Genomic DNA, 12,701 nt, shown 5'->3' with positions numbered 1-12,701 from the left:
TTTGGCCGGGTCAAACGGCGACCGGCTCGGCCCTCGAATTGCGCGGGTCCTGCGTCCAGTTCATATAGGGCTTGCCGCTCTCCTGCGGCACCATGCTGATGCAGGCTTCCACCGGACAGGTGATCTCGCACAGGTTGCATCCCACGCACTCGGCATCCTTCACCTCGTAGCGGCGCGTGCCCGCATCGTCGACCGTGCGCGCGATCGCCTGGTGCGAGGTATCCTCGCAGGCCACATAACACTTGCCGCACTTGATGCACTTGTCCTGGTCGATCCGGGCGATCACCTGGTAGTTCATGTCCAGGTACTTCCAGTCGGTGGTGTTCTGCACCGCCTTGCGCGAGAAGGCGTCGATGTCGGGGTAGCCCTTGCTGTCCATCCAGCGCGACAGCCCGTCCTTCATCTCTTCGACGATGCGGAACCCGTGCAGCATCGCGGCCGTGCACACCTGCACGCTGCCGGCGCCCAGCGCAATGAACTCGGCCGCGTCGCGCCAGTTCTGGATGCCGCCGATGCCGGAAATCGGCAGGCCCGCGGTCTGCGGATCGCGCGCGATCTCGGCCACCATGTTCAGCGCGATCGGCTTGACCGCCGAACCGCAATAGCCGCCATGGGTGCTGGCCCCGCCCACGATGGGAAAGGCCACCATGCGGTCGAGGTCGAGGTGGCTGATGGAATTGATCGTGTTAATCAGGGACACCGCATCCGCGCCGCCCGCCAGCGCGGCGCGCGCCGGGTGGCGCACGTCGGTGATGTTCGGGGTCAGCTTGACGATCACCGGCAGGCGGGTGTGTTTCTTGCACCAGGCCGTGACCATCTGCACGTAGTCGGGCACCTGCCCCACCGCGGCGCCCATGCCGCGCTCGGGCATGCCATGCGGGCAGCCGAAGTTCAGTTCGATGCCGTCGGCGCCGGTGGCTTCGACCAGCGGCAGGATCGCCGCCCAGGGCGCCTCCTCGCAGGGCAGCATCAGGGACACGATCAGGGCGCGGTCCGGCCAGTCCTTCTTGACCTGGGTGATCTCGCGCAGATTGATCTCCAGGCTGCGGTCGGTGATCAGCTCGATGTTGTTGAAACCGATCACCTCGCGGTTCTTGCCGTAATGGGCCGAGTAGCGCGAGGAGACGTTGACCGCCGGCGGGTCTTCGCCCAGGGTCTTCCACACCACGCCGCCCCACCCCGCCTCGAAGGCGCGCACGACGTTGTAGGCCTTGTCGGTCGGCGGCGCGGAAGCCAGCCAGAACGGGTTCGGGCTCTTGATGCCGCAGAAATCGATGCTCAGGTCGGCCATGCTGCCTCCATGTTCGCTTGGATGTCTTGGTGGATGGCCATTGCAGCCAGCTTGCCGTGCTGGACGGCCTGCACGGTCAGGTCCTGCCCCGGCGCGACGCAGTCGCCGCCGGCGTAGATGCCCGGCAGCGCGGTGCGGAAGCGATCGTCGATCCAGATGCGCTCGCCCTCGCGCGACAGCTCGCGCGCGATGGGTTCCTGAAAGCCTTCCTCGCTCATGCCCTGGCCGATGGCCTTGAACACGGCGTCGGCCGCGATCTCCAGCACACCGCCGGTACGCACCAGGCGGCCCTCCTCCATGCGGGTGTGTTCGAAGCGCATGCCGGCGACCCGCCCGCTGTCGTCCAGCAGCACCTCGAGCGGCGCGGCCCAGGTGCGGATGCGCACGAAGTTCGCCTTGGCGATCTCGATCTCGTGGCCGGTCGCGCTCATCGATTCGAGGCCGCGGCGGTACACCAGGGTGACGTCTTCGGCGCCCAGGCGTTTTATTTGCACCGCCATGTCGATGGCGGTGTTGCCGGCCCCGATGACCACCGCGCGGCGCGGCACCGGCAGCCGCGACAGGTCGCTGGCCTGGCGCAGCGCGGCGATGTAGTCGATGGCCGCCATCAGGCCGGGTGCGTTTTCGCCAGTCAGGCCGAGCGCGCGGCTGGCCTGCAACCCGATGCCGAGGAAGACCGCGTCGTAGCGCGTGTGCAGCTCGGCCAGGGCCAGGTTCTCGCCGAGCCGGCGTCCGTATTCGATGCGGATGCCGCCGATCGACATCAGGAAGTCGATCTCCTGCTGGGCAAAATCACCCGGCAGCTTGTACCGGGCGATGCCGTATTCGTTCAGGCCGCCCGGTTTCGGATGCGCCTCGTACACGACGACCTCGTTGCCCAGCATGGCGAGGCGGTGGGCGCAGGACAGGCCGGCCGGGCCGGCGCCGACCACGGCGATCACCTTTCCGGTGCCTGGTGCGCGCTGGAAGGGATGACCCTCGAAACGGGCGTTGTCGATCGCGTAGCGCTGTAGCAGGCCGATGCGCACCGGCGCGCGCTCGGCCGGGTTATTGCGCACGCAGGCGTCTTCGCACAGGATCTCGGTGGGGCACACCCGGGCGCAGCTGCTGCCGAAGATGTTTGCCTTCAGGATGCCGTGCGCGGCGCCATCGACGTTGCCGTCATGGATGTTCTTGATGAAGCCGGCGACGTCGATGCCGGTCGGGCAGGCGTTCATGCAAGGAGCGTCGTAGCAGTACAGGCAGCGCGCCGCCTCGACGGCGGCCTGGCGCGCGTTGAGCGGCGGCGCCAGGTCGGTGAACTGCGCGGCCAGCTCGGCGTTCGAGCCGCTTGCTGCCGGCAGGTGCTGGAGTGATTCGATCATGTGCATCCCTTCTTCTTGTAAGTCGAGGACATGCTGCAGTGTGGCCAGATCATGCGCTGGCACATTGCATCCGGAAGCTGAACGCGCGGTCGGCAAAGCCGACCACCCTACTTCATCTGCGGAAAAGCGAACTCCGGTCCGCTGCTCGCACTGCTGGGCCAGCGCTCCATCACCGCCTTGTGGCGCGTGTAGAAGCGCACGCCTTCGGGCCCATAGGCGTGGTGGTCGCCGAACAGGCTGCGCTTCCAGCCGCCGAAGCTGTTGAAGGCCATCGGCACCGGCAGCGGCACGTTCACGCCGACCATGCCGACCTCGATCTGGCGCACGAACTCGCGCGCCACGCCGCCGTCGCGGGTGAAGATGGCGACGCCGTTGCCGTACTCGTTGGCGTTGATGAGTTCCACCGCGCGCCCCACGTCCGGCAGGCGCACCACGCACAGCACCGGGCCGAAGATCTCTTCCTGGTAGATGCTCATGTCGGGCGTGACGTGGTCGAACAGGGTGCCGCCCACGAAGAAGCCGTTCGGGCAGCCGTCCACGCGGTAGCTGCGGCCGTCGACCACGAGCGTTGCGCCCTGCTCCACGCCCTGGCCGATCAGGCGTTCGATGCGCTCCTTGGCGGCACCGCTGACAACCGGGCCCATTTCGGCCCCGTCGGCCATGCCGTCGCCTACCTTGAGCCTGGCGGTGCGCTCGGCCAGCGCGGCGACCAACTGGTCGCCGGCGTCGCCGATGGCCACCGCGACCGAGATCGCCATGCAGCGCTCGCCCGCCGAGCCGTAGGCCGCGCCGATCAGCGCATCGACCGCCATGTCCATGTCGGCGTCCGGCATCACCACCATGTGGTTCTTGGCGCCGCCCAGGGCCTGTACGCGCTTGCCCTTGCTGGAACCGCGGGAATAGATGTATTCGGCGATCGGGGTCGACCCCACGAAACTGATGGCCTGGACGTCCGGATGGTCGAGCAGCGCGTCGACCGCCACCTTGTCGCCCTGCACCACGTTGAACACGCCGTCCGGCAGGCCGGCTTCCTTCAGCAGCTGCGCATGCAGCAGCGAGGGCGAAGGGTCGCGTTCCGAGGGTTTCAGGACGAAGGTGTTGCCGCAGGCGAGCGCGACCGGGAACATCCACATCGGCACCATCACCGGGAAGTTGAAGGGGGTGATGCCGGCCACCACGCCGAGCGGCTGGCGCATCGACCAGGCGTCGATGCCGCGCGCGATCTGGTCGGTAAATTCACCCTTGAGCAGCTGCGGGATGCCGACCGCGAATTCGACCACCTCGATGCCGCGCGCGACCTCTCCTTGCGCGTCGGCGAAGGTCTTGCCGTGTTCGCGCACCACCATGGCGGCGAAGTCGTCGACGTGCTGCTGGCACAGCTGCAGGTACTTGAACAGGATGCGCGCGCGCGCCAGCGGCGGCGTGGCGGCCCAGGCCGGGAAGGCGGCGAGCGCGGCGCCCACCGCAGCGTCGACCTCGCGCGGCTCGGCCAGCGCGACCCGCGCACAGGGCTCGCCGCGCGCCGGGTTGTAGACATCCAGCTGGCGCGTGCCTTCGGCGTGCGCCGGCTGGCCGTTGATGAAGTGCGAAATGAGATTCATGTGTGTCTAGTCCAGGTGTTTGAGTACGTTGGCCAGCTTGCCGAACAGTTCGTCGATGTGCTGCCTGTCCAGGATGAGCGGCGGCGACAGCGCGATGATATCGCCCGTCACGCGGATCAGGATGCCGTCCGCGAAGGCCTTTTTGAATGCACTGTAGGCGCGCGCGCCCGGCTTGCCGGCGATGGGTTCGAGCTCGATGCCGGCCACCAGGCCGATCGAGCGCAGGTCGATCACGTGCGGCAGGCCGCGCAGCGAGTGCAGCGCGTCTTCGAAGTAGGCTTGCTGCGCCCTGGCGTTCTCGATGATGCCCTGCTCGCGGAATACCTCGAGCGTGGCCAGCGAGGCCGCGCAGGCCAGCGGGTGGCCGGAATAGGTATAGCCGTGGAACAGCTCGATGCCGGCCGGCGCTTCCATGAAGGCGTCGTGGATGAAGCGCTTGGAGAACACGGCGCCCATCGGCACCACGCCATTGGTCAGGCCCTTGGCCGTGGTCATCATGTCTGGCTCGACGCCGAAGTAGTCGCTTGCAAACGGCGTGCACAGGCGGCCGAAACCGGTGATGACTTCGTCGAAGATCAGGAGGATGCCATGCTTGTCGCAGATCTCGCGCAGGCGCTTCAGGTACCCCTTGGGCGGCACCAGCACGCCGGTGGAGCCGGCTACCGGCTCGATGATGACGGCGGCGATGGTCGAGGCGTCGTGCAGCGTGACCAGGCGTTCCAGCTCGTCGGCCAGCTCGGCGCCGAAGTCCGGCTCGCCGCGCGAGAAGGCGTTCTTGAGCAGGTTGTGCGTGTGCGGCAGGTGGTCCACGCCCGGCAGCAACGGGCCGAAGCTCTTGCGGTTGTTGCCGATGCCGCCCACCGACAGGCCGCCGAAGCCGACGCCATGGTAGCCGCGCTCGCGGCCGATCAGACGGGTGCGCCCGCCTTCGCCGCGCGCCCGGTGGTAGGCCAGCGCGATCTTGAGCGCGGTGTCCACCGCCTCGGAACCGGAGTTGGTATAGAACACGTGGCCGAACTTGTGGCCGGTGTACGCCATCAGCTGTTCGGCCAGGTCGAACGCGGCCGGGTGCCCCATCTGGAAGGTCGGCGCGAAGTCGAGCTGGCCGACCATCTCGCTCACGGCTTGGGTGATGCGCGGCTGGGCGTGGCCGCAAGGCACGCACCAGAGACCGGCGGTGCCGTCGAGCACCCTGTTGCCGTCCACATCCTTGTAGTACATCCCCTCGGCCGACACCAACAGGCGCGGATTGGCCTTGAAGTCGCGATTGTTGGTGAAAGGCATCCAGAATGCGGACATCGAATTGGGCCTGGACTCGTTCATGCATCTCTCCCCCGCCGTTCACGGCGAAAAATTTTTACCAGTTGGCAAAATATTGATCAATAATAGTCAGCAAGGCAACACCGGCACAGATACACCAAGGGTAAAACCGACCAACCGTACAGGCAACGCGACCTGTACAGTTCGAGTGGAGTGGTGCAATGGAAGAAGCTGTTTTGACAGAGGTCATTCCTTGTGAAGCCTTGCGATCGACGTCCAGTATGGCAGGCGGCGCGGCATGGCCGCTGCTCGTGATCGATCGGAAGGGCCGCGGCAGCCTGGTCGACCAGATCGTCGGAACGGTCTCGACGATGGTAAACGAGCGCCAGCTCGGTGCCGGTACGAAAATGCCATCGGTTAGACAATTCGCAAAGTGCAATGGCGTCAGCACCTACACGGTGGTCGAAGCCTACGAGCGGCTCACCCAGCTGGGGCTGCTGTGCTCGCGCCGCGGTGCCGGCTTTTTTGTCGCGCGCAGCCTGCCGCAGGCGCCCTGCGCCCCGAGCGCCTCGCCGCCCAGCCTGCAATCCGAAATCGACGCGCTGGCCCCGGACTTGTACAACGGGCAAGCCGAAGCCCTGCCCGTCGGCGCCGGCTGGCTGCCGCCCGCGTGGTATGGCGAAAATACCATCCTCGACGCCGTGCGCCACGCGATGAAGATCCCGTCCAGCCGCCTGCGCGGCTACGGCCATCCGCTCGGCTTTCCCGCGCTGCGCCAGCACCTGGCCTCGGCCCTTTCCGGCGAACTGTTCGCCGTCGAGCCCGACCAGATCCTGCTCACCAATGGCGCCACCCACGCCTTCGACCTGGTGCTGCGCACGCTCACCCGGCCCGGCGACGTGGTGCTGGTGGAAGACCCGGGCTACAGCAACCTGCTGTCGCTGGTGCGCCACCACGGCTGCGTCCCGGTCGGCATCGCGCGCACCGAGGCCGGGCTGGACATGGAGGAACTGGCGCGCCAGGCCGCCCTGCTGCATCCCAAGCTCATGTTCGTCAACACGGTGCTCCAGAATCCGCTCGGCACCTCGCTGTCGCAAGCCCAGGCGCACCGCCTGCTGGCGCTGGCCGAGCAGTTCGATTTCTGGCTGGTCGAAGACGACATCTACCGCGAGCTGGCGGCGCCCGGCGAGGCCTCGCTGGCGGCCATGGACGGGCTGCGCCGCGTGATCCGGGTCGGCAGCTTTTCCAAGACCCTGTCGCCGGTGCTGCGCGTGGGCTCGCTGTGCGCCTCGCATTCGCTGGTGCCGGAACTGCTGCGCGTGAAGATGGTGGCGGGCCTGACGACCTCGGAGATCAACGAGCGCGCGGTCTTTCACGCCACCGGCATGCGCGGCTACCGCCGCATGGTCGAGCGCCTGAGCAGCCAGCTGGACGACGCGCGCGAACGCAGCCTGGAAGCGCTGCTCGATGCCGGATTGCGCCCGTTGGCGCGGCCGCGCGGCGGCATGTTCGTCAGCGCCGGCTGGGCGGAGGCGCCGAGCGCCACGAGGAACGGCCGCAGCATCGCCGACGCCGCCTTGAGAATCGGCATCCTGCTGGCGCCAGGCGAATTCTTCACGCAGCGCGAACCGCAGGGCATCTGGTTCCGCTTCAATGCCGCCTACGCGGCCGACCCGCAACTGCTCGACTTCCTGCGCGCGCAGCACTGAGGACCCCATGGACATCCACGTCACCGACAGCGCCAGGCGGCGCGACAAGCTGGAAAGCGCGATCCTTGCCGCCGCCACCCGCCTGTTCGCCGAATGCGGCGTCGACGGCACCAGCATCGCCACGGTCGCCGAACGGGCCGGCATCTCGAAGCAGAACCTGCTCTATTACTTCCCGACCAAGCAGGGCCTGTACCGGCGCGTGCTCGACGACGTGCTCGACGACTGGCTCGAGCGCATGGCGAACCTGGCCGATGCCGGCGGCGAGCCAAGCGACGTGCTGCGCGCCTACGTCGCCGCCAAGCTGCGCTTCTCGCGCGAGCAGCCCTGGGCCTCGCGCGTGTATGCGATGGAGGTCATCGGCGGGGCCAAGCGCTACGGCGAACAGATCCGCGCCCGCGTGGTGCCCTTGCTGCGCCGCGACATCGAGGTCTTCGAGCGCTGGATGGCGGACGGCCGCATTGCCCGCGTGGACGCCACCCACCTGCTGTTCGCGCTGTGGGCCATGACCCAGTCCTACGCCGATTTCTCGGCCCAGATGGCGCTGGTGCTGGACAAGCCGGAACTGACCGGCGCCGACTTCGAGGACGCCGAGCGCCTGATCGGCGACCTGGTGGTGCGGGCGGTGGCCTCTGCCGGCTGAGATAGACCGCTGCCGCGCTTGCGATGTTATCATTTCGCCATGTCCAGCTACCCCACGCCCATCCTCACCACCCAGCGCCTCACCCTGCGCCCCATGACGATGCTGGACGCCGCGGACCTGTTCGCCGTGTTCTCGGATCCGGCCGTGGTGCGCTACTGGAGCGCCGAACCCTGGACCTCGGTCGCCTTTGCCGAAAGCGCGATTGCGCGTGCCCTCGAAGCCTACCGCGAGGGGACGGAGGTGCGCTTCGGCATCGAGCTTGCCGACACCGGCCTTCTCATCGGCACCGTCAACCTGCACCATTTCTTTCCGCAGAACCGGCGTTGCGAACTTGGCTATGCGCTCGGCAGTCCCCACTGGGGCAAGGGTTACGCCACCGAAGCGCTGGAAGTGGCGCTCGACTACGGCTTTCATGAGCTGCGGCTGAACCGCGTCGAAGCCGACATCGACCCGCGCAACGGCGCCTCGGCCGCGGTACTCGAACGCCTGGGCTTTCGCAAGGAAGGCTACATGCCCGAGCGCTGGTTCGTGCACGGCCAGATGGCCGACACCGTCAACTATGGGCTGCTGCGCAGCTACTGGGACGCCCGCGGCCGCGCGCCGCTCTCCCGAAAGTGAGGGAACGGTCCCCCCGCTTATCCGTCCACGCTACCGCCAGACCCGGGATTTCGACCGTTCGTCGGATGGCCATGGCGCCACCTCGCCTCAGGGCATACAGTGGCGCCATCAACTCAACCGAAGGACCTCGCATGAAACCCTCCCGCTTCGATACGTTCATGACTGACATGAAAGACATCGCCCGCAAGGCCAACCGTGCGCTGCGCTCCGGCGCCCGCACCCTGGCATCGCTGTCCTGGCCGTCGCTGCTGGCGGTGTCGATCGGACTGGCGCTGATCCTGAGCATCGTGCCGCTGGCACTGACCCTGTTCATCGCCTTCCTGCTGCTGAAGGTCGTCGCGACGGCCCTGTTCGGCCGCCGTCCGGCCCAGCTCGTGGAGTAAGCCATGACTGCCGCCCCGATCAACCGCGCACTCGACTTCGTGCGCGAAGCCGTCAACGAAGCCAGCGCCCTGTGGTGGAGCTTCTTCGACTGGCTGGCCCTGGTCGAGTGGCGCAAGCTGTACGTGACCTGGTTCCTGGTTTTCGTGTTCGGCATCTCGTTCCAGCTGACCGAGCTGGCGATCTGGTTCATCCTGATCTCGTTCGGCGTCAAGGTGCTGGCCGGCGGCAAGCGCCGTGCCGAACTGACCGCCCGCGAGGCCGCCGACAAGGCCAATGTGGCCACCCTGGAGCGCCGCCTGATGGAAGCGCAGATGGCGACGCTGCAGGCCCAGGTCGAACCGCACTTCCTGTTCAACACGCTGGCGCTGATCGGCCAGCTGATCGAGACCGATCCGAAGGAAGCGGCGCGCGTGCACGCCCACCTGATCGAATACCTGCGCTCCTCGCTGCCGCAGATGCGCTCCGGCGGCAGTGGCACCCTGGGCAAGCAGGTCGAGCTGTCGCGCGCCTACCTGGCGATCATGCAGGCGCGCATGAAGGAGCGCCTGCAGGTGCGCTTCGAGGTACCCGATTTCCTGGGCAGCTCGCCCTTCCCGCCGATGATGCTGCAGACCCTGATCGAGAATTCAATCAAGCATGGGCTGGAGCCGAAGGTGGCCGGCGGCACCATCACGGTGCGCGCCCACGTCGAAGTGGCCACGCTGCACGTGGACGTGTGCGACGATGGTGTCGGCATCAACGTGCACGCCGACGAAGGGGTGGGCCTGGCCAACATCCGCGAGCGCCTGGCCCTGCTGTACGGGAACGATGCCGAACTGGTGATCGAGATGCCCCCGGGCGGCGGCGCCTGCGCCTCGATCCGCATCCCTTACCGCATGACGGAGTTCGATTGATGAGCGCTCAAGTGAGTCCAGGCGCCCCGACCGCCCTGATCGCCGACGACGAAGCGCCGATGCGCGACCAGTTGCGCATGCGCCTGGCGGATACGTGGCCCGAGCTGCGCATCGTGGCCGAAGCGGCCAACGGCGCCGAGGCGCTGGAACTCGCGGCGCAGCACAAGCCCGATATCGCTTTTCTGGACATCCGCATGCCCGGCATGGGCGGCATCGACGCCGCGCGCCAGCTCTACAACCGCTGCCACATCGTGTTCGCCACCGCCTACGACCAGTACGCGCTCGACGCCTTCGAGCAGGGCGCGATCGACTACCTGCTCAAGCCGGTGACCCCTTCAAGGCTGCAGACCACCTGCGAGCGCCTCCGTGCGCGGCTCAGCAAGGCGCCGCAGGACATCGGCGCGCAACTGGCCGAGCTGGGCACCCTGCTCAAGCAGGGCGGCGCGGCCAGGCCAAACTACCTGAAGTGGATCCAGGCCCAGGTGGGCGGCAGCCTGCGCATGGTCAGCACGCGCGAGGTACTGTTCTTCCAGGCCGACGACAAGTACACCTGCGTGCAGACCGCGACCGCCCAGCTCCTGATCCGCAAGACGCTCAAGGAACTGGCGGACGAGCTGGACCCGGACGAGTTCTGGCGCATCCACCGCTCGACATTGGTCCGGGTGGATGCGATCGCCGAAGTGTTCCGCGACCTGCGCGGGCGCCAGATGGTCCGGCTGCGTAACTTCCCGGGCGAGCTGGAAGTGAGCCGCAATCACGGGCACCTGTTCCAGCAGATGTGATCTTCTTACCGGCCTGACGCTCAGCCGAACAGGCCTTCGTCAGAACCGTCGCCGTCGAAGAAGCCGCCGCCGAGCAGGCTGTCGCCGGTGCCGATGTCGTTCAGGCCGGCCTGGTCGGCCAGCGCACTGCCCGACAGGTCGCCGCCTGACAGGTTCTCTCCGCCCAGCAGATGGGCGCCGCTGTTTCCGTCGTGGTCATGGAGCAGGTTGTCCAGGCCGTGGAACAGGAAGCTGCCCGCTGCCACGCCCGCGGCGGTCGCGGCGATCGAGCCAAGCAGGCCGCCTCCGCCGCCACCACGCAGGAAGCCGCCCAAGCCGCGGCCCATCGAGCCGGGCATGGCGTGCTGGTAGTGCATGTGCTGGGATTGCGGGTGGCTGGCGTGCCGGCGGTTGCCCCAGGAGTTGGGGTCGAGGAAGCCGCCGCGGCTGGCCGGTTGCTGCTGTTGTTGCAGCTGGCTTTCCAGTGCGGCGATCCGGGATTTGGCGCTGTCGAGGGCTTGTTCCATCAGCAGCACGCGCTGGACCAGCAGATAGGCGGCATCTGGCTGTTGTGCGACCGCGCGCTGGATGAGCGCGTCGGCTTCGGGGTCTTTCTGGATGCCGCGGGCCTGGACGAGCTGGCCGAGGAAGTCATGCAGCAGTTGGGTGTCGGATGGGCTCATGGGGTGCTCCTCATCGAAAACGTGGTCAAAGCTGCATGTTGTGAGGATAGTGGCGTTTTCAAGGCCCGCTGGGCTGTCGCGATGCCCTGTGACGTAGCGCCTGGATGGCTGTCCGTCTTGCCTTGTCTGCCACCGCGACACGTGTGACTAACGGTACCTGCATTTTCGTTGCCATTGATGAACCTCACTTTCGTCGCGGCTGTTTCGCTCCGAACGGCCTGAGGTGTGCATTCTTGATGACCGCTGTTCCGCTCCCATCCAATACCGTAGCTTTCTCGGCACCCGATGCGAATCGCAGTGCAATCGGCTCATCTGCCAGCTTATTACCGTCCGCATCCACGTATTCGATCTCAAGATCGCGTTTCAGCTTGAGTTCGGAGACCTTCATGGCCAGCTCCGGGCTGGAAATACTGACCGGCCCCGCGAGCTCCTTCTTACCCGCCTTGAACTCCACATTCCCCGGCGCATGCACCTCGATATTCCCCCCTTCCAGCTTGATGTGCGCCCCTTGCGCCGTCAGCAACACATGCTTCTTCGGTGCCGCAATCGCCACCGATTTGCTCACACTCGCCACGGTGATGGTCTTGTCCGCCGTCAGCCTGGTCGGGCCTGACTGACTCTGGCTGCTCAGCTTCCCGCTGGCCGCGTGCAACTTGATGCCCACCTCCTGATTCGGCTTTTCCTTGTTCGTCGCTTTACCGTAGGTGAACAGGCTGATGCCCTTCGCAAGCAATGTGGACGAATTACCCTGCGCAAGGACATTGATGTCTTGCCCGGCGACGATGCTGCTCGTCGTCCCCGCCGAGAGCAGCGCATCCGCCGGGGTGCTGACGACAATGCCCGCAGGACTCGACAGCTGCAGCTGCGCTGCGCTATACGCGGTTGCGCCATCCTCGGCGACACCGATCGCCTCGGCGCTGTGCGCCATCTCCTTGACCGCCGCCAGTTCCTCCAGCGCCGGCACCCCCTCCAGGCGGGCGTTGTGCTTCTGCGCCAGGCTCGCCATATCTACCTGCAAGCGATGGCCCTCCTCGATCTGCGCCAGCGCCTCGCGCGAATCGAGCTGGCTGCCGCGCGCTCCTTGCCGGGCGTCGGTCGACAGCAGCATCCCCTGCCCGGCCCGCAACGCCAGACTGTGCGCCGTCTTCAGCTCCGCTCCGAAGCCCACCGTCTGCAGCCGCTCGTTGTCGGTCTGGTGAACCAGATGTCCGAGATTCAGCTCCGCCGTGCCTTCATGCGCCTTCAGATGGCATTGCAAGGCAGTGCGCGCCTGGCCAGGACTGTCGTCGAACACCAATTGGCTGTATGCGCCATCGCCCGGCTGGCTCTCGCCCAGGCTCTGCGACTTGAAGCCCGACAGCACCGCCGCATGTCCATGCCCGCCGCTTTCGCCGGGAAACCACGCCGGCGCGTTGCCCGTCACGGCGCCCGGCCCATGCGCGTACTGGTTGTGCTGGGCGTCGGGCTGCCCGCGGCGCGCGGTCAAGGCGATTCCAG

The 12,701-nt window shown here is 66.9% G+C and carries 12 protein-coding genes; 6 read left to right on the top strand and 6 right to left on the bottom strand.

The window, feature by feature from the left end; translation table 11 throughout:
* Positions 1 to 10: 10 nt before the first annotated feature.
* The 4 genes from preA to MasN3_RS06775 form a co-directional block, all read right to left on the bottom strand.
* On the bottom strand, positions 11 to 1,291 hold the full coding sequence (gene preA / locus MasN3_RS06790; RefSeq protein ID WP_281913179.1) for an NAD-dependent dihydropyrimidine dehydrogenase subunit PreA: 1,281 nt from the start codon (positions 1,289 to 1,291) through the stop codon (positions 11 to 13).
* Positions 1,279 to 2,655: an NAD(P)-dependent oxidoreductase gene (locus tag MasN3_RS06785; RefSeq protein ID WP_281913178.1), complete on the bottom strand. Its 1,377-nt coding sequence runs from the start codon at positions 2,653 to 2,655 to the stop codon at positions 1,279 to 1,281. Before MasN3_RS06785 ends, preA begins: the two co-directional genes overlap by 13 nt.
* A 107-nt stretch (positions 2,656 to 2,762) precedes the next feature.
* Positions 2,763 to 4,256, bottom strand: a complete 1,494-nt coding sequence (locus MasN3_RS06780; protein ID WP_281913176.1) for a CoA-acylating methylmalonate-semialdehyde dehydrogenase — start codon at positions 4,254 to 4,256, stop codon at positions 2,763 to 2,765.
* Positions 4,257 to 4,262: 6 nt separating this feature from the next.
* Positions 4,263 to 5,579, bottom strand: a complete 1,317-nt coding sequence (locus tag MasN3_RS06775; RefSeq protein ID WP_281913175.1) for an aspartate aminotransferase family protein — start codon at positions 5,577 to 5,579, stop codon at positions 4,263 to 4,265.
* A gap of 248 nt (positions 5,580 to 5,827) precedes the next feature.
* On the opposite strand from MasN3_RS06775, the gene MasN3_RS06770 reads away from it, so the two are divergent.
* From MasN3_RS06770 to MasN3_RS06745, 6 genes are all read left to right on the top strand, one after another.
* Positions 5,828 to 7,225, top strand: a complete 1,398-nt coding sequence (locus MasN3_RS06770) for an aminotransferase-like domain-containing protein (RefSeq protein WP_307730405.1) — start codon at positions 5,828 to 5,830, stop codon at positions 7,223 to 7,225.
* 7 nt (positions 7,226 to 7,232) lie between these two features.
* Entirely contained in the window at positions 7,233 to 7,865 is a 633-nt protein-coding gene (locus tag MasN3_RS06765; RefSeq protein ID WP_281913173.1) for a TetR/AcrR family transcriptional regulator, read from the top strand.
* Positions 7,866 to 7,904: 39 nt separating this feature from the next.
* On the top strand, positions 7,905 to 8,483 hold the full coding sequence (locus tag MasN3_RS06760; RefSeq protein WP_281913172.1) for a GNAT family N-acetyltransferase: 579 nt from the start codon (positions 7,905 to 7,907) through the stop codon (positions 8,481 to 8,483).
* 131 nt (positions 8,484 to 8,614) lie between these two features.
* A complete protein-coding gene (locus MasN3_RS06755; protein ID WP_281913171.1) occupies positions 8,615 to 8,866 on the top strand; it encodes a hypothetical protein in 252 nt (83 codons plus the stop codon).
* Between the two features lie 3 nt (positions 8,867 to 8,869).
* A complete protein-coding gene (locus MasN3_RS06750; RefSeq protein WP_281913170.1) occupies positions 8,870 to 9,760 on the top strand; it encodes a sensor histidine kinase in 891 nt (296 codons plus the stop codon).
* Positions 9,760 to 10,542, top strand: coding sequence for a LytR/AlgR family response regulator transcription factor (locus tag MasN3_RS06745; RefSeq protein WP_281913168.1), 783 nt, complete (start codon positions 9,760 to 9,762; stop codon positions 10,540 to 10,542). Before MasN3_RS06750 ends, MasN3_RS06745 begins: the two co-directional genes overlap by 1 nt.
* A 20-nt stretch (positions 10,543 to 10,562) precedes the next feature.
* Here MasN3_RS06745 and MasN3_RS06740 read toward each other — a convergent pair whose 3' ends face one another.
* The gene (locus MasN3_RS06740; protein ID WP_281913167.1) at positions 10,563 to 11,204 is read right to left on the bottom strand and encodes a DUF2076 family protein; all 642 of its coding nucleotides are present in this window, start codon (positions 11,202 to 11,204) and stop codon (positions 10,563 to 10,565) included.
* 184 nt (positions 11,205 to 11,388) lie between these two features.
* Complete coding sequence (locus tag MasN3_RS06735; protein WP_307730404.1) at positions 11,389 to 12,690, bottom strand: type VI secretion system Vgr family protein; 1,302 nt, start codon at positions 12,688 to 12,690, stop codon at positions 11,389 to 11,391.
* Positions 12,691 to 12,701 lie beyond the last annotated feature (11 nt).

The organism is Massilia varians (assembly GCF_027923905.1).
In the GTDB taxonomy this organism is placed as follows: Bacteria; Pseudomonadota; Gammaproteobacteria; order Burkholderiales; family Burkholderiaceae_D; genus Telluria; species Telluria varians_B.
The sequence above is the reverse complement of the archived record's forward strand: the minus strand, read 5'-3'. Positions and strand labels throughout refer to the sequence as shown.